This window comes from Paenibacillus sp. RRE4, assembly GCF_031844205.1.
Classification (GTDB): Bacteria; Bacillota; Bacilli; order Paenibacillales; family Paenibacillaceae; genus Paenibacillus; species Paenibacillus xylanexedens_B.
In genome coordinates this window covers 942,597-964,156 of sequence record NZ_JAUZUT010000001.1, presented here as the reverse complement: position 1 = coordinate 964,156, position 21,560 = coordinate 942,597, and the positions used below count along the sequence as shown (strand labels likewise).

The following is a 21,560-nucleotide window of genomic DNA, read 5'->3' as shown; positions in this document are numbered from 1 at the left end:
TTAGACAATTAACCGATTTCTAAGTCTTTGGTACTATGATTTCCATCATATTAGTGCTATAGTATATTAGAGTACATACGTGCTTACACATTATTTAACGGGGCTGGGATGAATGAAACAAACCTTATCCAATCAAGATGACGTCGGTTATTTATTTAATGTCGACATACTTATTAAGAGCCGTTCAAATGCATTGGCACTGCAGTCCCTGATCGAGTTCATAAACAAAGAAGAACAAATTGCGGACTTTCGGATTCACTCCGGAATTGAGCTTGGTCAAATCATTGAAGCTATGACTCGGGCTAAAACAAATTCTACTGACTCTAATCCAAATTTCCTGGAGTCACCACAACCATCTAATGAAAAGTTAGCCTCCAGCAAGTTAGACCAGATCGTTGGTTCCGTATCGTCCAAATCACAACCACAACAATCCGTTGCCAAGGAATCAAATTCAAAAGTTGACAAGAAAAAGTCTACTGCAGACACTTCCCATGTCGCTGATTCGAATTCGTTCGATGCCTGGATTGAATCCTTAATTAAAGAAAATCGCCTCACCCGAATTGTCGTAAACAACAAACATGGCAAACATCAGAGCATTCCTTGTCGGATACTTAACTTTGATCGGGATAACAATGTGGTTAGCATTTACCATGTGGATGAAAAACAAGTCTACACATTCAGAACAAACGAAATCGATGAGTTCTTGCTGTAGCCCTACAGATTTAATCAAATACTTAACACGAGCTTAATTCAAATTAAATTCTCACCAACGTTTTAAACAAAAAAAGCAACCTGATCTGGAATGCGGTAAACATTCGGGCACAGGTTGCTTTTATTATACAATTTTCCTTGTAACAAGGACTTTTACAGACTGGTCTTTCCTCGTTGCCAGACATCCATTGCAAACAGTAGCCAACCGGCAATAAAAGCTACGCCACCGATCGGTGTAATCGCTCCTAAAATTTTGATACCCGATATGCTAAGTACGTACAGGCTTCCTGAAAAAATGATAATCCCCGTGAACAGCAAACGTGCTGCCCATTGCAGCTTCGTTGATGCTCCGAGCTGCCCTGCAGTTAATCCTACGATCAGCAAAGCAAGCGCATGAATCATGTGGTATTGTACCCCTGTTTCGTATGTAGCAATTGCACTTGCACCAATTTTGTCCTTAAGCATATGTGCACCGAATGCACCAATAGCCACCGACAGCATCGTTAATATGGCTCCAAGCGTCATCCATCTCCGTTGCATATCCATTCTCTCCCTTGATTCGTTTCGAACGCCATTACTCTATATATTGTAGCGAATTCAGGCTCTAAAGTAAAAGAACGGCCTCATGAATACCTGATCCAGAATCGCTGGACACTATACAGGGTAATTAACATTCAGTATCCTATATAAATCATGATATCTTTTAAGGAGGTAACGTGCACTAATGAATAATTACAATTCAACAAATGCAGGTAACCATAACAGCTCAACGTATCCTGACGATTCGAATCCCTATAACACAAGTGACAATGATTATACACTCTCACCAGAATCAGCAGAAATCGATGGAATATCTCTCAAACATTCAGGGCCGGGGATCGCGAGTTTTGTTGTTGGACTGGTTGGTTTTCTAGGGCATCTCATCACATTTGTGTTGATGTCTCTTGCGCTGAATAACTCCATTGAACTCCTCGGATCGTCAATCAGCCGGGAAGAACTCGCTATTCATCCGGCAGTCGTTCTAGGTTCTCTAGCTTTCCTTGTCTGCCTGATTCTTAATCTCATCGGTCTCATTCTTGGGATTATTGGATTGGCGCTCAAAAATCGCAGGAAAGTCTTTGCCGTTATCGGCACGATTCTGAGTGGACTACTTATTTTGTTTTTCATAGTGCTTGTACTTGGCGATATATACTTGACGTAATGCTTTCCTTGAGAGCCCCGGTTCTTTATAATTAAGCTAGGTGGCTTAACCTTTGCCCCGTTATACTTAACATATGCATGACCAAATTTTTGAATTCTAAAGGAGATTGACATGCCACGAATTAAAATTTTTGCGGACAGCACCAGTGATCTGGCCCCTGAGTGGATCCAGCAGTACGAAATCGGCATCATTCCTTTGTATGTGGTGTTTGGTGAAGAATCCCTGAAGGACGGACAAGAGATCAAACCAGAGCAATTGTACGAACGTGTAAGTCGCCATGGTTCTCTGCCCAAAACAGCAGCACCTTCACCCGCTGATTTCATGACCGCATTTCAACCTTACATAGAACAAGGCGACGATATTTTTTACATCTCCTTATCTTCTGAGCTTTCTTCAACCTATCAGAACGCTCTGCTCGCCAGTTCTGAATTTCCAGAGGGACGGATCTCCGTAGTGGATTCCAAAAATCTCTCCTCAGGTATTGGCTTGATGGTGATGAAGGCTGTGTATGCAGCGGAACAAGGAAAAACGCTGGCCCAGATTACGCAGCAGATTGAAGCCATGAAACCAACGGTGCGTACAGAGTTTGTTATTGATACTCTGGAATACTTGTATAAAGGTGGACGCTGCTCCGGAATGCAAAATCTGATTGGCAGCTTACTTAAAATCCGTCCCGTTATTCGGGTAACCGATGGTAAGATGTCCCCTGCCTACAAAGTACGCGGTAAACGAGAAAAGGCGCTGGAACAGATGCTTCAAAACACACTCAGCAATAAAGAACAGATTGATCGGGATTTAATGATTGTTGTTCATACCATGGCTGAGGAAGATGCGTTAAACCTGAAAAAAACGCTCCAGGAGCAAACCGGAGCGCGCGTAGAATTAACTACGGCGGGTTGTGTCATTTGCAGTCATTGCGGACCCAAAACGACCGGAATAATCTATAACACGATTCATTAGACGAATGGTAACAACAAATAAAGGGCATGCTCAGCAGGTTGCTAGGCATGTCCTTTATTGGGTTGCAGATGACAACTAAACAAGCTTATTTTCTTTGATACCCAGGCCTTAACTAAAACTAACTTAATACATGCTCGTCTTACCTGCTTTATTTGATCGTTAATAGGTCCTGGTTTTCAGATCGTCCAGACTTTTGAATGCATAGCCTTGCTTGCGTGCCTCATCAATGATTGCTCCAAGTGCCTCCGTATTGTCTTTCGAAACGGAGTGTAGCAAGATGACAGCCCCTGGATGAAGCTGTTTCAACACCTGTTGATGAGCATATTGTGCACCACGTTGTACATTCGTGTCCCAATCCTTATAGGCTACAGACCAGAACACATTGACATACCCCTGAGCATAACTCTCGGCAAGTGTACGACTGTTGAAAATACCGCGAGGTGGACGCAAAAATGTAGCCTGTTGCCCCGTAAGACGGTGCACCTCAGATTTCACTTTTTCGAGTTCCTCTTTAATTTGTGTATTGGAAATTCGAGTCATGTCCGGATGGCTCCAGGAATGGTTCCCGACAATGTGCCCTTCGGCAGCCATACGTTTGACAAGATCCGGCTGATCCTTCAAATAATGTCCTGTAACAAAGAAAGCTGCCGGTACCTTCTTCGCTCGTAACACATCCAGTATTGCAGGTGTGAACCCATTCTCATAGCCATTATCGAAAGTCAGATACAGTTCCTTTTGTTTGGTATCCCCCAAGAAAATGGCATGATTATGCTCCAAAATAGACTTGAAACCTTCCTGATCTATGGAAGGCAGTTCGCCATTCTGACTTTTCTTAAAGCCAAAGTGGTATGCTCCGTTGATGGGAGATGCTTCTGCCTGTGATGCCAGCATGCTAATGGTAAACAAGCCGAGCAGCAGATATAGCATCGTTCGCTTCATGTTATCCGCTCCTGTCCCTGAAATTTCAGTTTGTTGATGGTCCACAAACACCTTCAGGTAATATGCCACAAGAGTGTCTATATTATGTAATCATTAGAGCTACATCCGTTTATTATTACGTGAGGACTGCGTTGGTTGATGGAAAAGCTCAAGCAAAGTCTGAGGTTTACCGCTGGTAGCCAGCCAATCTTTTACCGTCTGGATTGCACGAGTCTGACCGTCTCCCTGATCCCGCCAGGTCAGAAGCTCTATCACTTTGATGATGAGGGCTGACATGTTATGGTTGTCCTTTTCAGAGCGTTCTGCACGCAATTTATGATACAGAGCTTCCTGCTCCCAATCCAGCAAAATTTCATCTCCGATCGTCGGTTTCATGAGTGTATAAGCCCGGTTGCAACCTTCGCAGCGAACCGTGTTCACTTGTTGTTGCATGAAATAAGTGTTCACTTCCTGCCCGCAATCAGGGCAGTTGAACCCTACTTGAATATTTTGAATGTTGTCACTCATGATCTTGTCCTCCTGCTCTCTCTGTGTATAACATCTATACCCCATATACAGATGGTTCACGCTTCTTTAGCAGAGAATTTTCATGGTCTATAATCTAGCAAATATGTTAAAATATTATACATAGGATCAGTTGAAAAGAGGTGGGATAACATGTCGAAGGAAGACCGTCATATTACTTGGCAAGCATCGAGTTTAAATCGGCAGGATCGGGAGAATAACAACGGGCACCGTAGTCGCACGATATGGTTTACAGGTTTATCCGGGGCGGGTAAGTCCTCCATTGCCTTTGCACTAGAGAGAACCTTGCATGAACAAGGTGTTCGCTGTTATGTGCTGGATGGTGATAACGTACGGCATGGATTGAATCGGGATCTCGGTTTCACCGCGACAGATCGGCAGGAAAACCTGCGTCGCATCGGAGAAGTAAGCAAGTTAATGGTAGATGCGGGACTGCTTGTGCTTTCGGCATTTATTTCACCCCATGCACAGGATCGGGAGATGGTTCGGCAGTTGTTTGAACCGGACGATTTCATCGAGGTCTATGTTCGTTGTTCTATTGAGGAATGTGAGCGGCGAGACCCTAAGGGGCTTTACAAAAAAGCTCGCAAAGGTGAAATCCCTCATTTTACTGGCATATCTGCTCCCTATGATATCCCAACCTCTCCTTCATTCGTCATTGATACCGAACAATGTAGCATTGAGGAAGCTGTTCAAGAGATCGTGCAACATCTGCAACGTATAGGTGCCTTACATCTTCCTGTACAGATCAACTCATCCCTGACTTATTAATTCAATTCAAGATAATAAAGATATGAAAGGCGTCCCTTGGCGGCACGCCTTCTTTTCATTCTATTTTTATTTAGCAACGCTCACTTCTCTGTAATTCGTTAATAAGAATACAATTTATGGTTTACTGTCCAGCAGCACCAGCTTGCATATGAAGCAGTTTGCTGAAAGTGCCTGACGAATCCATAGATAATTGCTGATATCCGCCTTCTTGAATGACCCGCCCTTCTTCCAAAACAATGACACGGTCAGCGGTTCGGATCGTGGAGAGTCGATGTGCAATGACGATAATGGTGACGTGTCCCTTTAATCGTTCGAGCGCTTCATGGATCTGCTGTTCGTTTTCACTGTCCAGTGCACTCGTTGCTTCATCCAATACCAGTACCGAGGGATTACGAAGCATGGTCCGTGCCAGCACAAGACGCTGACGTTCTCCACCCGACAGGCGGATGCCGCGATCCCCTATAATCGTGTCCAAGCCTTGGGGAAGCTTGCGAACGAACGAAGCCGAGGAAGAAAATCGTAGTGCCCGCCACATCTGTTCTTCACTTGCATCCGGATCAACCAGACGTAAGTTCTCACGAATGCTGGTATGAAACAAAAAAGGATCTTGGGACACATACCCGATTGAACTTCTCCAGTTCAATAACTGTTCCTCAGTCAAAGGTTTTCCGTCTATCAGAATACGCCCCCCCTCAGATTTCACCAGACCCATGATCAGATCAATCAATGTGCTTTTCCCTGCACCCGATTTCCCAACAATAGCAGTCATGCCTTGAGCCGGAATAAATGCTTGCACGTTCTTTAATGCATACGTGTCACTTCCCTCATAACGGTAGTTCACATCCTCACACATGATACCGTCCACCAGTTCAATTGGAACAATAGGCCGGGAAGCAGATGTACCTGTCTCTATCTTTGATTCACGGATCTCACGGTTTTTCTCCGTTTGATCCTTCAACTCTCTCACGATCCGAAATGCCGGCAACATTGAACTGATGTACTCCAGATTAGACTGAATCGCAGTAAACCTTGGCCATAATCGCGAAAAAATCAAAATAATCAATAACAGATTGGCTGGAGGCACCGACATCACCTGTAAAGAAAGGTAAATAAACGCCGCAATGATTATCGCTGCTGACACCCGATGAATGAGCTGTGTGCCTGTGTTTAGCTGACTAAACTGCACCACATTACGCTCAATTTGTCTGCATATGCGATCAAACCAGCGGATATGCGAACTTTCCAGCATATTGCTCTTAATGTCCTTAATCCCGTTGAAATGCTCCGTTATCCCGTAATAGTAGCTCTGCGAGAATTCGGAAGTCTGATCTCCAATCTGTTTGGCACGCCTAACAAACTTTCTTAGTAATACAAATAACAACAAACCACTGACAAGTACAAGCGATGTGAGCTTTGCTGATAACCAGAAGGCCAGCCCGATCTGAATCGCTGTAAAAATCAGCGAGGCTGCCATCTGCAGAATCAGACTTGTTCCCTGACTTACTCTGGCAAGTTCTGTAGTTAATATATGGTTGAAATCGGATTTTCGTTTTTGGAGAAAAAAAGACCACTGGGCCCGAAGTAGTGCACTGTAGGTTTCCAGGCGCAGCGTTCGTATGAATTGCTGCTGAATACGGGTATTGCGAATCGTCTGAAGACGCTGCATCCAAGCCTGTCCCGAGAGGATAAATACAAAAGCCAGTAGAACAAGTAGCAATTGACCATTTTCCGAGAATCGGTGGAGTAGCTCCGTTAACCAGGGGATATGTATACCAGAAGAGCCCATTTCAAAAACACCAATTAAACTTAACATAGGAACAAGCATGTATATGCCAATTCCTTCCATCAAACCGATCAAGATCATAGCTAACAGATTCCAATATAAAATAGGCCCGGAAATATGATGCAGTTTTCGCATGAAATAATTTAACTCGGAGATCATACCTTTCCCCTCTCTGCCATCGTGCTTTTTTTGAAGCGCCGCCAGAACCAGAGAAATGGACGTAACGGAAAATACAGAAAAAACAAAGAACGTGGTAGCGGAAATTCATGCACGTCCCAAGTACTTGGATATAACCGCTCAATAAAGAAAAACCATTTTTGCCTTGTACTGCGAAGAGAGAATAAATAAGATGAATAGTTGTGTAGCTCTTCTGGACTGTCTAACATTTCGTTCATAAACAGCGCGCCTTCTCTCGCCAGTCGTTTTCCCGTGTGCTCACGCGTAGCCATAATCGATAAATACGGATCGCCCAGCGGGGTATGCAATAGATCCGAAACGAGGTGTAATGTTTGGGAACCGATGGATAGACGTCCTTCTGCTTTCAAACGACGTTCTACCTTTTTCATATCGAGCGGCATCGTACGAATCATCTGATCGATATCCAGTAACCACCGCAGCCTGAACCAGCCGTGTCTCGCACCATGCGTCACTAAATAAACCCATAAATCCTCTCTTTCCAGCATACGTACAGGTGTTTGGGTGTACGAACTGAATCGGCTTCGTTTCCACAACAGTTCAAACTCCGTTTCCCGGCCAGAATCAGGGTTAAGCCGCCAATGGATCTCCACTTGAGTGCGCTTGACCGGATGAATATAACAGATATGATGCTCCCGCCACTTCCAGCTACGAACAGTAAGCGCCCTTTCTCCTTCTTTGCACTGGTATCCAAGGTCGACAAGAATACGCCCAGCTTCCTCCACATTCTGAACTGGAATTAAAATATCCAGATCTTTCGAAGTCCGCATGGACACATCTCCGTACAGATCATGAGCCAGAGCAGGCCCTTTCAGTGTAATCGTGCGAATGCCCCGCTCCCGGAAGGCTCCACACACTTGCTCCATCTCGGCTGTTAAATGTAACATACGGAAGGTATTAATCGTATACTGCTGTTTCAAACTCCCTAAAACGGCCTCGGGAATAAACCGCAAATCCAGCATTTTTAACTTAACATAAATAACAGAATACAGACGATGATGGACTACAAGCTGTAAAAAAAGTGGCCAATCCATCTCGTGCAGTCGGCCCTTGATCTCCTCGGAAGTCAGATCTGCCAGATCATCTCTAAGCAGGCTCAAGATTAGCTTGAGCTCCTTCGGAAACCCTGTGGAATACAGTTCAGTTTCATGCGTCATAGACAATCTCTCCAGATCCCTTCTCAGGACATCGTTTGCCAAACACGCCGACGACCGTATATTGATCCATCGTGTCTGCTCCAGTTACGATCAGTTTTCCACTTCGCAGCCAGGCGTGTGCCATCAGTTGTCCTTGCTTATTCCTTGCAGTCCCCATATATAATGTACTTGCGATATTACGCCGTTCCAGCATTTTCATTGCAGCTATCGCCATAACAAGACATTGGCTTTCCCAAAACGTATATTTGCTAGCAATCATAACGGCTTTCGATATGTTTCTTATTTCCGCCACTTGAGTCCGATTCAATCCAGTGACAGGTGTTTCGACCATAGGCGTACCCAGCCTCGGAGCAATTTTGGCAAACGGCCTTGCCTTTTGCACTCTCGCCCATCCTAGCAGGATATAAGCTTCCCATACCAAACGCCTTATCGTACCTGGAAGCGAGAAATAGGACTTCACTTTACGAAACATATTTTTACACTCCGCGCGAAATGTTGATTAAACCTTCACGTGAGAGGTGTTCCAAAAAAGCCACAACCTGATCACGGCATTGTTCTGCCTGAATGTCATACTCTGTAGCAAGCGTCTCAATCAATTCGTTCAGCGTTTTCTCCTCTACAATCAGTTCCCAGATTCGCCCGCCTGTACTTCCCAGATTGTAATATTTCCCGGAACTGATGCTCATCATCACCTTTTCGCCACCCATATCACTGACCAGGTTGCCTTCCTTCCGGATTACGACGTCATTCGAATCGATAGGTGTAATTGCTGTCATAGGCTTGTATGCACTCCTTTACGTATATGATTAAGGATCCGATCCACCATTTCAAATGCTGTAAAATGGTGCCCCGTTCTGCTAATCCTGTTAATCTCCACACTGGCTGAAAGTCTTGAAGCTGTTTCAAACAACCATTGGGCGAGTCCTTGGCGATTCACAAGTCCACCACGAAAGGTATGAGAGCAGAGCAAGTGCAGACGTTCCAGACCACTTACCTCCTGCAAATGTACAGAACCGGATTCCTGGTCCGGCTCAGGTACAAGTTCGTAAATTCCCCCAAGCGGAACAGCCATCTCGTGAAAGTAGTGCTGAACCGGTATGGCGTATTTCGTAATTTCAGCATGCACCGTTGCATAATCCTGCTGCTTCATCCCGAAGCCTTCCAGGCTAGGCTGCCATAATTTCTGCTGGGGATATCCGGGGGATACGATCGCTCTGCCTCCAGCATCCCAGGTCAAGGCAACCACATCATCGGTGAGAAGAGGATATCCGCGTGAGGCCAGTGCCGCGGACAACGTAGACTTTCCTGCGCCAGAATGCCCAACGAACGCGTAGGCCCAACCATCAATCACAACTGCGCTTCCGTGCAGAGGAAGAATACCACGCTGCATCATAATCACGGACATGCATGTCCCGAGGATAAACAGCCTGACTTTTTGGGGATCGGCACCAGATACTTGAGAGACAACGATTCTTTTGCCATGATCCATTAAAAACAGACCCGTATCTTCGATTCTGAAAAAAAGACAACCGTCTCGCGCCACAAAGTTGTCGCTACCAACATCCCATTTCTCCCATAACCCTGTCAGATCAAATGACTCGATCTGTACATCAGCTACATCCTGCTGCGTTTCAGCAGTCAGAGTTGCCCGCTGCAACTCGGGCATCGGAATCTGACTCAACCAGCGTAAACCATAAGCTTCATAGTACAAAGGCATCAATAAGGGCGCCTCCTTCATTTATAGATATGAAAAAAGCCCTGATATTCACAAGCTCAATATTAGGGCGGAGGCGAAAAAGCTGGATGGGTTGCATTTCCGCCCTTTAAGTATGAACTAGCTGGGGAAACTACAAAATTAGGACGTTGGATCGTACATGTCGGCGTCGTGAACAGTAATCCAGTCGATTTGTCTGTATCCTATACCTGCCATCGTTTCATTCACATCCAGCACTTCAAGAACAGGTGCTTGCCATTCCTTTTTTTCGTTTTGCATCGTTTTCACCTCCTTTCAAGAGCGTATAACTTGGCCTCGGGTCAAAACTTCTGAATAAATCGGTATACAATTAAACTGTGCATCATCAAACGCAAATCTGGATGGGATGCGAGTTCGGGCCTGGGACTTGGAAAATTAGCCAGAGCTGATTTAATCCGATCCGTGTTTAATATGCCGGCAACCTGACTGTCAGAACACAAGGTTTGCAGTTCCGAGGTAAACGTCTGCCAGTCAGGCAAAATACGGTGCAACCAATCCGCAGGCTGCACGCCCCGTACACGCTGATTAAGCCTTACTTTGTCCGGCAATTCCGGCGATGTAGCCCGGCGAACGAGCGAACGATCCGTTCCCTGCCTTACATACTGTTCGATCGGTACAGAGAGACAAAATCGGATCACTCTTGGATCACTTGTGGGATCACGTTCCCATGCCCGGTAACGGAGAGAACACTTGGTGGCGACGGCCCCATTTTTATTCGCGATTGCCAGATTATTAAACTTGTCGGCTCGCACCTGAAGTGCATCGGCCCGTGCACCGCCCTGGAGTACAAGGATGGATTTAAGTCGATCCAGCACGCCCGTTCTTCGGGCCAAATCCGGATGAATCAGTTGTGCGCCTGCTGGCTGAGCTGTCCCTTTGTTATTTCCTTTGAACCAGTCCGGGAACGCTTTACGGCCTGTGATTCGGGCGATGCGTGAGAATGCCATCCCTGTTCGCTCGCTGTACTGTTGCATCTCGCGGAACCAGCGGAAATATCGGCCACTTTTCAGTAGACTGGCATAATAATCAAGTGCAGGTCCCCATGAGATCGTAAAATTACCACGTGCGCCTGTCAGCAAAATACCGGCATCCTGCTCGCTCGCTTTTTCATAAAAGCCACGGATCCAGAATGAATTTTCAAAGTATTTGTAAGGCATCTCCATCATGTTCAGCCACGTATCTACTTCACTGAGCGGACTGCGTCCTTCAAAATCGAGATAGTTTTCCGAGATATTGCCTACGTGATTAATGGTGGAACGAATAAATGGCCGCTCGTCTGCTAGTAACGTTTTCGACGTGTAATCCGTAAAATCCGGAACTGGCACGTAGCTGTAAGCATGAAGCTGCTTTCCCTGACTTCGGAGTGTCCCGGAAGCAAATCCTGCAACCGCTCCTGAATCCAGTCCACCACTTAACGCCGCCGCAACCTGTCTATGCGTCCGTAAGCGTGAACCTACGGCTTGGCTAAACACCTCGCGAAAAGCTTCTACATAGTCTTCATCCGATTTGAGTCGAAGCGGTTCGACATCATCCCAGCGATGATATTGCCTGAGTTCGATCCTCCCGTTTCGAAACGTCAGCGTGTGCGCAGAGGGCAACTGGTTCATTCCGCGATACACCGTGGAATGAATATCAGCTGAATCATGCATGTCGGGAATGGCCAGAAATTCGGATAGCCAGTTTTCGTCGAGTGCCTTCTGCACTCCTCCAAGCTCAAGCAATGGCTTCATTAACGTACAGAAGGCAAATCGTGAACCGTCATGTCGGTAATAAAATGCCCTCATGCCCGTAATATCCCTCGCAGCAAACAACATGCGGCGGCGTTCATCCCAGATCGCAAATACAAAGTCCCCCAGAAGGTGACTAGCTACATCTTCTCCCCAGCGCTGGTATGCACGGAGAATCAGTTCGCTGTCCGCCATTCCAGCCAGCTCTGCTCGTGAAATCTGCAACTGATCGGCCAGTTGCTCACGGTTATCCAAAATGGCATCTGAAGTGATGGTCATTTGACTTTCTTCATCATACAAAGGCAATTTCTCGTTTACGGACTCCAGCGTAATCCACTGAGCATGGCAACTAAGAAAGGCTTCATCCCCTTTCCATACCCCTGTTGTATCTGCCGGGATATGCCCAAGACTTGCGTAGAGCCGCCAGCTGTCCTCCCATAGCGCTTGCTGACCTTCCGTATGTACGATTCCGGCTATCGCGCTCATGACTTTCCTCCCCGAACAATCTTGCGCTGGGATGCCCATGCGCTAATTCGATGACCAAATGGTATCCATGATTTGATTCGTTGCAATTTGCTATGGGCAGCATGCAGCTGTTTCTTCAATCGTTCCCGCTCCGTATAGCCACGTTCCAGCCGCTGATCCGCTGCGCGAAGTGCTGCCTGCAACTGTCTGATCGTGGCCATAGCGGCTAGTGACGGGTCAATCTTGGCTTTTTCCTTCTCCTCACTGCCGCTGTGGATCGGAGACCGGTCCTTGGCTCCATTCATCGGTGCATCCATGCGGTAATTTGGTTGCCAACGGCACTCCGTTGCCAGTACTAGCTGTTGCTTGAGCCGCTCCAATACCTCCGCATCCGGCTCTGCCTGAAACTGGACTCCCGTCCAATCTTCAGCTTCTTGCAGCTGTTCACTGTACCCCATCCGGTGGAACAGATTCGCACCGAGTACACGGCAATACAGTTCAACTTCTTGCCGCTCAAGTATGTTTTTCCAGTTGTTAACAGAATCTTGATGTGCTTCTTGATATGAAGATAGGAAGGGATCCCCAACGCCCATACTATAGAACATGTCAGATTTCGTACTATCCACAAACTGACCATACCGCTCCATGCCTTGTTCATAAGTTATGCCTAGAAAAGCACATAACTTCTCCAGTTCTTCCTGAGGTTTCATAACAAGCTGCTCATATTTCAATTCGTAGGCCAAAGGATGAGCCTCTGCAAAATAATCATTTAATCGAGTTAGACCAAGTGTCAGGTCTACGGCTTTCATATTGAGTTTTGAATGATTCAGACTCTGGATCAGATCAAAACCTTCGCCGGTGTGGCGATTTACTTTTTTAAAGGATGCCGCTACAGAAAGGGGATTACGCTGAAGATGAATGCGTCTGGACTGCGGAAACAACCGATCCAGCCATTCAAGCATATAATAATAACGCGGAGATTTATCAACGATGAAGTCTGCTCCGCTCCCTTCCAAAAATCCATTATATATTTCAAGAGCAAAGCTTCTGCACGCCTTTTCGAAAATATCCTCGGACACCATCGCTTGATAAAATTGACGGATGATGGAACTGCCACCGTAAGCGCGAGAATCGGCTTTGGACAAATCAACGAGATTCATCAGAAACCACATCTCCTGCGTGGCAAATATGCGACTATGATTTTGCAGCATAACGGTAGATAACGAACTGCCACTGCGGGGAATGCATAATAAAAAGACAAGTCCGTTTCCTTGCGTATCTATCAATGGCAGCCTCTCCTCTGTAAATTTATAAAATTATGCCGTGGGATCGGATCGACCGGATGATCATTACCTTGGAAATGACAGGGGATTTCGACACTCTAAGATACAATATGTATTTATACCTTTACTCTATGATACAAAATGTATCATGTCAATCTTTTATTTTCACCTTTTCATAATTTATTCACTTGCCAATGATCTAAGTACGTAACAATGCAAAAAAAGCCTCCAGATCCTGTTATGAGATAAACAGAATCCGGAGACCGGGATAATCAATAAGAGTCACGGCACGGTTACAATATCAAGCCTAATCTAAACCAAACTGACCTAATCTAACCTAACCAAATGAAACCAAACTAAACTTATCCGGTAAAGGTAACCTCCTTCCCTTTTCCAGCCATACCTAGGCCTTGCATACGTTCAAACTCTTCCTGGTCGGCTGACTGAGCATCCTGCATTCCTTTCTGTACCTTCACGGTTAATAAAACCGCAATGCCTGCTACAAAGAAGAAGATCAGCGACAGAATCCCCCAGCGGGTAGAACCTGTAATCTGTCCCACGTAACCAAATACAAATGGGCCAAAGATCGAAGCGAACTTCCCTGTAATGTTAACAAATCCAAAGTACTCACCCGTTCGTGCAGCCGGCATCAGATTACTAAACAGGGAACGCGCCGTCGATTGACTAATTCCTTGCACCACGCCAACCAACCCTGCGAGCACATAAAAGTGCAGAGCTTGGGTCATAAAATATCCCAGGATAACGATACAAATATAGACACTCAAACTTATCAATAATACTTGCTTTGCCCCCCACCGCTGCGCCCAAGCACCTAGAAGCAGTGTACAAGGAAAACCGATAAATTGTGTAATTAGCAACGCCAACATCAAATCCGATGTGCCAATGCCAATGCTTGTCCCATAGATTGTAGCCATCAGAATAATGGTATTAATCCCGTCATTGAAAAACCAGAATGCCACCAACATCCGAAGCAACTGTGGAAAACGCCGGATCTGCCCGAAGGTTTCCCGTAATCTGCGTACACCAATCTTTGCATAACCTGTCACGGATGCAGGCAACTCAGGCGAGGCTGGTCTTCTAGGTGCATAGCGGAAGATGGGAAGCGAGAACAGCAACCACCACAGCGATACCGAAATGAATGCAAGTCTTGTACCTGCAAGTGTATCCGGTAAGCCGAACCAGCCCGGCTGCTGAATCATTAACAGATTGATTGCAAGCAGTAACCCCCCGCCGATATAACCATAGGCATAACCTTTGGAGGACACCATATCTCTTCGCTCTACAGGAACTAAATCCGGTAACATGGCATCATAGAAGGTATTTCCACCGGCAAAACCAATCGTGGTTAATACAAGCAGGGTAGACGCAAGCAACCAGTCTCCTTCTCCGATCACGCTGAATCCCAGCGTTGCCACAATTCCCGTTATCGCGAATACTCGCAGGAAGTCCCCTTTTCGCCCCGATAGATCAGCCAGTGTTCCTAACAGCGGAGTTAACAGCGCCACACACAACATTCCAATAGAGTGTGTATAAGCAAGGTAAGAAGCTGCCGTATCCTTATCCAATGTTGCCGCAGCAACAGAAGCATAGAATACAGGTAGCACCGCCGCAAGCACGGTTGTAGCATAAGCCGAATTGGCCCAGTCATACGTAATCCAGGCTTTTACTGCACGTTTATCCACACTTAATCCTTCCTTTACATGCATCAGGGCTCGATGCTCAGAATCAGACCTTTTTCTCTATTGTAAAGGAAAGATATCACATATGATCATGATTTTTGTAAAATTTAAACATGTACCTCGCTCCAGCCTATCCTAAGGCAATTGCAGCGTATTTCATTCATTTTAGTTGAGATCGCATCACATATCGTCCCCGCCCGTGAATATACTTAATTACCGACAGGCCAAACTGTGCCGCGTAATCAATGGGGGGTGCCTACATGTCAAATTCACACCAGCCTTACTCGTTCGTCGTATCCCGGGAAGATTGGTCGCTTCACCGCAAAGGGTACCAGGACCAGCAGCGCCATCAGCAAAAGGTTAAAGATGTCATTAAGCAAAATCTGCCTGATCTGATCACCGAAGAAAATATTATCATGTCCGATGGACAACAAATCATCAAGGTACCCATTCGCAGTCTGGATGAGTACCGTTTCGTGTATAACTACCAGAAACAAAAACATGTCGGTCAGGGGGACGGTGACAGTCAGGTTGGCGATGTCATTGGCCGTGATCCTGCGTCCCAGAAGCCGGGCAAGGGTGAAAAAGCTGGCGATCAACCAGGTCATGACATAGTGGAAGCTGAGGTCAGCATTGAGGAATTGGAAGATATTCTTTTTGCCGAACTGGAATTGCCGGATCTGAAACAAAAGGATAAAGATTTGATCGAGACACATACCGTGGTCTTCAACGATATTCGCAAAAAAGGCATGCAGTCCAACATCGATAAGAAACGAACCATTCTGGAGAACCTGCGCCGCAATGCAACAACGGGTAATCCGGGCATCCATCACATCAGTCCGGATGATCTTCGTTACAAGACGTGGGAAGACAAAATCATCCCTCAGTCCAATGCCGTCATCATCGCCATGATGGATACATCCGGGTCGATGGGATCATTTGAAAAATATTGCGCCCGCAGTTTTTTCTTCTGGATGACGCGTTTTCTCCGTCGTCAGTATGAGAAAGTCGAAATTGTGTTTCTGGCTCACCACACGGAAGCCAAAGAAGTGACGGAAGAGGAATTTTTCACTCGTGGCGAGAGCGGCGGTACGATCTGCTCCTCTGTATATATGAAGGCACTGGATATCATCGATAAACGTTATCCTCCTTCGAGTTATAACATCTACCCGTTCCATTTCTCGGATGGCGATAACCTGACCTCGGATAATGAGCGCTGCGTGAAGCTGATCGGCGAGTTAATGAAGCGCAGCAACATGTTTGGTTACGGTGAAGTGAACCAATACAACCGTAGCAGTACACTGATGTCTGCCTACCGTCATATTAAGATGGATCAGTTTATGTATTACGTCATCAAGGAAAAAGGCGAAGTGTACAAAGCGCTCCGCAGCTTTTTTCAAAAAAGAGAAGGAGGCAGCCTGGGATGACCGATGAGATCCGCGAACTGGAACACGCGATTGCTGAAATTATGGAGATTGCCGATGGATTCGGCCTCGACTATTACCCGATGCGCTACGAGATCTGCCCGTCAGATATCATCTACACCTTCGGTGCTTACGGCATGCCAACAAGGTTCAGCCACTGGAGCTTTGGCAAAACCTTTCACAAGATGAAAATGCAATATGATTTTGGCCTGAGCAAAATTTATGAACTCGTTATTAACTCCAACCCTTGCTACGCCTTCCTGCTGGATGGCAACTCTCTGATTCAGAACAAATTAATCGTTGCCCACGTACTCGCACACTGCGACTTTTTCAAAAACAATGCACGCTTCTCCAAATCCAACCGCAATATGGTTGAAAGCATGGCCGCCACGGCGGATCGAATCAGCAACTATGAGATGGAATATGGCACCGAAGCGGTAGAATCCTTCATCGATGCCGTGCTCGCCATTCAGGAGCATGTGGACCCGCAACTCATCAAACCGCGGCACCTCGACAAACAGCGTTACATGGAGATGAAAATTCGGGAACAGCGTGGTGATAAAGCCCCTAAACCGGAAGGCCAATATGACGACCTGTGGTCTCTCGACAATCTGCAGACCGAAGAAAAACCTGCGGACAGTTTGCAGGTACACCATTTTCCACCAGAGCCGGAGAAAGACATTATGTGGTTCATCCAAGAGTTCTCCGAGGTGCTCACCGATTGGCAGCGGGATATTATGAGTATGATGCGTGAGGAAATGCTCTATTTCTGGCCTCAGATGGAAACAAAAATCATGAACGAAGGCTGGGCTTCGTACTGGCATCAACGTATTATACGCGAACTCGACCTGAGTAGTGAGGATACGATTGAGTTTGCCAAGCTGAATTCTTCCGTTGTGCAGCCGTCTAAACAAAGTCTGAATCCATATTACCTGGGACTGAAAATTTTTGAAGATATCGAACGCCGCTGGGATCACCCGACGCGCGAGGAGCAGGAACGATGGGGGCGCCAGCCTGGGCAAGGCCGGGCCAAAATGTTCGAGGTGCGCGAGTTCGACTCGGATACCTCCTTCATCCGTAATTACATGACCAAAAAGCTAACCGAAGACCTCGACCTCTACGTGTTCGAGAAAAAAGGCCCGGACTGGAAAATTACCGACAAGTCCTGGGAAAACATCCGCGACCAGCTTGTATTTTCCCGCATTAACGGCGGCTCTCCCTATCTGGTCGTACAGGATGCAGACTATCTGCGTACCGGCGAACTCGTGTTGAAACATCAGTATGAGGGCATCGAGCTGGATCTGAAATACATGGAGCGCACGCTCCCGTATCTGTACCGCCTCTGGGGACGTACGGTACACGTGGAGACCCGTGTGGAGGATAAACCGATCTGGTTCACCTATGACGGCAAAAAGCACCATCGCAAGTTTTTATAAACGGGAGTGACAAGGTTTGGGTATATTATGAAAAACCAAAAAAGCGGCAAGTTCCAGATACAACTCAGGAACTTGCCTCTTGGCCGTCTATACATGATTTTCCGAAGACTAAAATCTATATTTGCGATTCATCGCACTATGCTTAAAAGACGTAATTACATAGCGTTCACCGCTTTCCATTACTTTGTAAGACACAACGTAACGATCCACGATACAATAATATGTATTGTGGTACTCACGGGATGGCATTAATGTACCCATGGTAACCACCTTTTGTTCCACTCTACGAATCAAATTTACCTTATACTCCAACGTTTCTTGATCTGTAAAATGTTCACTCTTGATCTGATGAAGTCGATTCATCGCTGTTGCGGTCCATTGAACCATCAATTATAGTTCACCACGCTTCACCAATTCGATCAAGTCATTTGTTGAATACAGCTTTCCTTGCTCGATGTCTTTCTCGGATGCTTCAATCATTTTCCTTATTTCCGGATCAGAATCCAGCTCATCCACTGGATTATAAATTTCATATTCCAAGCCAGCAATCCGAATAAATTCCTTGTGGTCTTTTTCGTAAGATTCAATAACTGTGCCATCAGGAGCTTTCAGACTAAAGTTCATTCCTTGCAACCTCCTTTGATGAAATTACAACATCTTCTCGTGAAATATTTTAATCTGATTATAGCATAAGACCAAACTAAAAACTCAGTCATACACTCTGATTATCCTACATTTAATCATATTTCATTTGTATCTTAGAACTAAAAAGAGGCAAGTTCCAGATACTACTCAGGAACTTGCCTCTTGGCCGTTTATACCGAATGAAACACCGTATTACGTTCCCCCAGCAAACGCAGAGGTACAAAGAAATTGTTTTCCACTTCACTTGCTGGTAACGGCCTGCTGAAATAATAACCCTGGATCTCCCGACAGTCATTTTCCATCAAAATATCGAGCTGGCCTTTGGTCTCGATCCCTTCAGCGATTACTTCCATCTTAAGATTCTGGGCCATCGAAATAATTGTGGCTACGATCGCCTGATCGCTGTGGCTTTCGGTGATATCCGTGACAAACGAGCGGTCGATCTTGAGTTTGTGGATCGGGAAATGCTTCAGATAACTTAGTGAACTGTATCCTGTGCCGAAGTCGTCCAGACTAATCTTCACACCCAGAGCGGATAGCTCGTTTAGAATCGCCGTGGACACCGTTGCATCCATCATCATGCTCTCTGTAATTTCCAGTTCCAAATATTTGGCATCAAGACCTGTCTCAGTTAAAGCATTCTGTACCTGCTCCACCAGGTTCGATTGATGAAATTGCTGGCTGGACAAGTTCACTGACACCGGAATCAGCGGCCCGCCGCTAGCGTGCCACAGCTTCATCTGTCTGCAGGCTTCACGAATCGTCCAGTTACCAATATCATAGATCATGCCTGTCTCCTCGGCCAGCGGGATAAATACATCGGGTGCAAGCAGCCCCTTAAGCGGATGTTGCCAGCGAATCAGAGCCTCTACCCCGATCATTCGGCTGTCCAGCGTACGAATCTGCGGCTGATAATACAGTACCATCTCATTGCGCTCCAGTGCCTTCCTTAGATAACCTTCGAGCTCAATCCGTTCGTAAAGCTCAGAGTCGAGCTGAGCCGTATAGAACTGGTAACCGTTCTTTCCGTTTTTCTTGACTTCATACATGGCGGAGTCAGCATGTTTGATCAAAGCATCCGTTCCTGCCCCATGTTCAGGGTACATAGCAATACCGATACTGGCTGTAACGTAAAAATCATTTTCCTTCAAACGATACGGTTGCTTAATCGCTTCCACAATTTTTTCGGCAAGACGAACCACTTGCCTCTCATCCGCTTGTTCCCCCGTGACCACCATCGTGAACTCATCCCCGCCCATTCGGGCTAGCGTAACATTGGTCGTTGCCTGCGGATGAGAAGCACCGATAGTCGTAACAATACGGTGGCTAACTTCCTTCAGAAACACGTCGCCAATAGAATGACCCAGGGAGTCATTAATCATTTTGAAACGGTCGATATCCATAACCATCACAGCAAACTTATGCTGTTTTTGTTCACACGCATGGATGGTATTAGCCAGTACCTCATCCAGCTTACGTCGATTAGGCAGACCCGTAAGCGGATCATGCAGAGCCTGATGCCGAATGTTTTGCTGTGCCTGGGTCTCTTCCGTAATATCTTTAATCAAAATATGGCTTCCGACATGGGTGTCATCAATAATGACCGGAATGACCGCAATACTTAAGTCAAGGAGTTCATTTTGTGTATTTTTCATCTTCGCCATATAATGCCTTTGTTCCAGATCCGGCTGATCCCAAGCGTGAATGGTATCTTTACTTGAACACTCCACATCAATCTGCTCGATAATCTGATTAATCGGGCGGTCGATGACTCTTTTCTCAGAATATCCAGTAATTGTCGTGACTACAGCGTTAATGCCTTTAATGATACCTTCGCGATCCACAGAAACGATGGCATCCGAATGATTATGGTACAGGGCATGATACCACTGTTCATTTTCACGAATACGTTGATCTTTCTGAACCATCCGTTGATTGATGAAATTACCGAATAACGTGAGACCAATGGCCACAAACGTTCCCGCCGCAATAAGGTAAGCAAGAACCTCTGACTCCAGCTGTCTGCTTAGACTCTCAGGGATTGCTTGAACTTGATAAAAATGGGCTGCCGCCATTCCGGTGTAGTGCATGCCTGTAATAGCCAATCCCATAATGAGTCCGCTACCTATTTTATAGACCCAATGATGTCTGGATTCCGGACGATTGAAAAAAAACATCAGCCACAGCGCTGCATAGGAAGCCAGTGCCGCGATCAGAACGGATAACACCACAAGGCCCGGCTTGTAAGTAATCGGAATGGACATCGCTGCCATGCCCACATAATGCATAGAGGTAATACCTGCGGTCAGCAACAATCCGGCAAACACAAGTTTACTAATCCGGTTGGACGGGCGACCTGCAAATTCCAATGCTACCCCCGACGCAATAATAGCTAACAAAACGGACAAAATCACCTTGTCCATGGAATAGGAAACGTGCATCGGCAACACAAAAGCGATCATGCCGACAAAGTGCATCGACCAGATACCCAGTCCCATAGAGATTGCCCCGCAAGCAACCCACCAGTGACGCGCCCTTCCGCTCGTCAAAGATACACGGCCTGCAAGATCAAGTGCTGCATAAGAGGCTAACGACGCAATGAAATAGGATAAAATAACAAGTTGTAGATTGTACGTGCCATGTATGTGCTCCACTCACTCTGTCCTTTCAGCCGGGTAATGCTCATATGTATGTTAAATGTAAAAAAGAAGCGAGTGCGCTGCCTAGATGACAGGCACTCCCTCCGTAGCATTTGACTTTGCGACTAGCGACTTAGTCATAAACCGATTGGCATACAATGAAACCCGCTAATGATGAATGTTTATAGTCTAAACGTCCCAGCCCTGAAAATCAACACTTATTTCCAGAAGCACAGCGCATTTCAC

General features: G+C 46.1%; 21 protein-coding genes. 6 read left to right on the top strand and 15 right to left on the bottom strand.

Features of this window, described 5'->3' with window-relative positions; genetic code table 11:
* The first annotated feature begins 112 nt into the window (after positions 1–112).
* A complete protein-coding gene (locus tag Q9R46_RS04580) occupies positions 113–712 on the top strand; it encodes a hypothetical protein (protein ID WP_311279123.1) in 600 nt (199 codons plus the stop codon).
* A 152-nt stretch (positions 713–864) separates the two neighbouring features.
* Here the strand turns inward: Q9R46_RS04580 and Q9R46_RS04575 are convergent, their stop codons facing one another.
* Entirely contained in the window at positions 865–1,251 is a 387-nt protein-coding gene (locus Q9R46_RS04575) for a DUF423 domain-containing protein (protein ID WP_311279122.1), read from the bottom strand.
* Positions 1,252–1,435: 184 nt separating this feature from the next.
* On the opposite strand from Q9R46_RS04575, the gene Q9R46_RS04570 reads away from it, so the two are divergent.
* Together Q9R46_RS04570 and Q9R46_RS04565 are read left to right on the top strand one after the other, a co-directional pair.
* Entirely contained in the window at positions 1,436–1,912 is a 477-nt protein-coding gene (locus tag Q9R46_RS04570) for a hypothetical protein (protein WP_311279121.1), read from the top strand.
* A 111-nt stretch (positions 1,913–2,023) separates the two neighbouring features.
* Positions 2,024–2,872 (top strand): DegV family protein, encoded by an 849-nt coding sequence (locus tag Q9R46_RS04565; protein ID WP_311279120.1) that lies wholly within the window; start codon positions 2,024–2,026, stop codon positions 2,870–2,872.
* 159 nt (positions 2,873–3,031) lie between these two features.
* Here the strand turns inward: Q9R46_RS04565 and pdaA are convergent, their stop codons facing one another.
* Together pdaA and Q9R46_RS04555 are read right to left on the bottom strand one after the other, a co-directional pair.
* Positions 3,032–3,811: a delta-lactam-biosynthetic de-N-acetylase gene (gene pdaA / locus Q9R46_RS04560; RefSeq protein WP_311279119.1), complete on the bottom strand. Its 780-nt coding sequence runs from the start codon at positions 3,809–3,811 to the stop codon at positions 3,032–3,034.
* Between the two features lie 99 nt (positions 3,812–3,910).
* Positions 3,911–4,318 (bottom strand): hypothetical protein, encoded by a 408-nt coding sequence (locus Q9R46_RS04555; protein WP_311279118.1) that lies wholly within the window; start codon positions 4,316–4,318, stop codon positions 3,911–3,913.
* Between the two features lie 150 nt (positions 4,319–4,468).
* Here Q9R46_RS04555 and cysC point away from each other — a divergent pair, with 150 nt between their 5' ends.
* On the top strand, positions 4,469–5,107 hold the full coding sequence (gene cysC / locus Q9R46_RS04550) for an adenylyl-sulfate kinase (protein WP_311279117.1): 639 nt from the start codon (positions 4,469–4,471) through the stop codon (positions 5,105–5,107).
* Positions 5,108–5,228: 121 nt separating this feature from the next.
* Here cysC and Q9R46_RS04545 read toward each other — a convergent pair whose 3' ends face one another.
* The 9 genes from Q9R46_RS04545 to Q9R46_RS04505 all read right to left on the bottom strand — a co-directional run bounded on the left by Q9R46_RS04545 (position 5,229) and on the right by Q9R46_RS04505 (position 15,173).
* Complete coding sequence (locus Q9R46_RS04545; RefSeq protein ID WP_311279116.1) at positions 5,229–7,049, bottom strand: ABC transporter ATP-binding protein; 1,821 nt, start codon at positions 7,047–7,049, stop codon at positions 5,229–5,231.
* The gene (locus Q9R46_RS04540) at positions 7,046–8,242 is read right to left on the bottom strand and encodes a nucleotidyltransferase domain-containing protein (protein ID WP_311279115.1); all 1,197 of its coding nucleotides are present in this window, start codon (positions 8,240–8,242) and stop codon (positions 7,046–7,048) included. Before Q9R46_RS04540 ends, Q9R46_RS04545 begins: the two co-directional genes overlap by 4 nt.
* Complete coding sequence (locus tag Q9R46_RS04535; protein WP_090920000.1) at positions 8,232–8,714, bottom strand: lasso peptide biosynthesis B2 protein; 483 nt, start codon at positions 8,712–8,714, stop codon at positions 8,232–8,234. Before Q9R46_RS04535 ends, Q9R46_RS04540 begins: the two co-directional genes overlap by 11 nt.
* A 4-nt stretch (positions 8,715–8,718) precedes the next feature.
* Positions 8,719–9,018: a lasso peptide biosynthesis PqqD family chaperone gene (locus Q9R46_RS04530; protein ID WP_311279114.1), complete on the bottom strand. Its 300-nt coding sequence runs from the start codon at positions 9,016–9,018 to the stop codon at positions 8,719–8,721.
* Positions 9,015–9,959: an aldolase gene (locus tag Q9R46_RS04525; protein WP_311279113.1), complete on the bottom strand. Its 945-nt coding sequence runs from the start codon at positions 9,957–9,959 to the stop codon at positions 9,015–9,017. The genes Q9R46_RS04530 and Q9R46_RS04525 overlap by 4 nt, the downstream gene beginning before the upstream one ends.
* Before the next feature lie 138 nt (positions 9,960–10,097).
* Positions 10,098–10,235, bottom strand: coding sequence for a paeninodin family lasso peptide (locus Q9R46_RS04520; protein ID WP_311279112.1), 138 nt, complete (start codon positions 10,233–10,235; stop codon positions 10,098–10,100).
* A gap of 41 nt (positions 10,236–10,276) precedes the next feature.
* Positions 10,277–12,208, bottom strand: a complete 1,932-nt coding sequence (locus tag Q9R46_RS04515; RefSeq protein WP_311279111.1) for an asparagine synthase-related protein — start codon at positions 12,206–12,208, stop codon at positions 10,277–10,279.
* Positions 12,205–13,473, bottom strand: a complete 1,269-nt coding sequence (locus Q9R46_RS04510) for a sulfotransferase family protein (RefSeq protein WP_145329064.1) — start codon at positions 13,471–13,473, stop codon at positions 12,205–12,207. Before Q9R46_RS04510 ends, Q9R46_RS04515 begins: the two co-directional genes overlap by 4 nt.
* Positions 13,474–13,832: 359 nt before the next feature.
* Entirely contained in the window at positions 13,833–15,173 is a 1,341-nt protein-coding gene (locus Q9R46_RS04505; protein ID WP_311279110.1) for an MFS transporter, read from the bottom strand.
* Between the two features lie 257 nt (positions 15,174–15,430).
* Here Q9R46_RS04505 and yhbH point away from each other — a divergent pair, with 257 nt between their 5' ends.
* Together yhbH and Q9R46_RS04495 are read left to right on the top strand one after the other, a co-directional pair.
* Positions 15,431–16,597 (top strand): sporulation protein YhbH, encoded by a 1,167-nt coding sequence (yhbH, locus tag Q9R46_RS04500; protein WP_123065012.1) that lies wholly within the window; start codon positions 15,431–15,433, stop codon positions 16,595–16,597.
* Entirely contained in the window at positions 16,594–18,030 is a 1,437-nt protein-coding gene (locus Q9R46_RS04495; RefSeq protein ID WP_311279109.1) for a SpoVR family protein, read from the top strand. The genes yhbH and Q9R46_RS04495 overlap by 4 nt, the downstream gene beginning before the upstream one ends.
* Positions 18,031–18,138: 108 nt before the next feature.
* Here the strand turns inward: Q9R46_RS04495 and Q9R46_RS04490 are convergent, their stop codons facing one another.
* The 3 genes from Q9R46_RS04490 to Q9R46_RS04480 all read right to left on the bottom strand — a co-directional run bounded on the left by Q9R46_RS04490 (position 18,139) and on the right by Q9R46_RS04480 (position 21,329).
* On the bottom strand, positions 18,139–18,417 hold the full coding sequence (locus Q9R46_RS04490) for a hypothetical protein (RefSeq protein ID WP_311279108.1): 279 nt from the start codon (positions 18,415–18,417) through the stop codon (positions 18,139–18,141).
* A 3-nt stretch (positions 18,418–18,420) separates the two neighbouring features.
* On the bottom strand, positions 18,421–18,654 hold the full coding sequence (locus Q9R46_RS04485) for a hypothetical protein (RefSeq protein ID WP_311279107.1): 234 nt from the start codon (positions 18,652–18,654) through the stop codon (positions 18,421–18,423).
* Between the two features lie 191 nt (positions 18,655–18,845).
* Entirely contained in the window at positions 18,846–21,329 is a 2,484-nt protein-coding gene (locus tag Q9R46_RS04480) for a bifunctional diguanylate cyclase/phosphodiesterase (RefSeq protein ID WP_311279106.1), read from the bottom strand.
* Between the last annotated feature and the right edge of the window lie 231 nt (positions 21,330–21,560).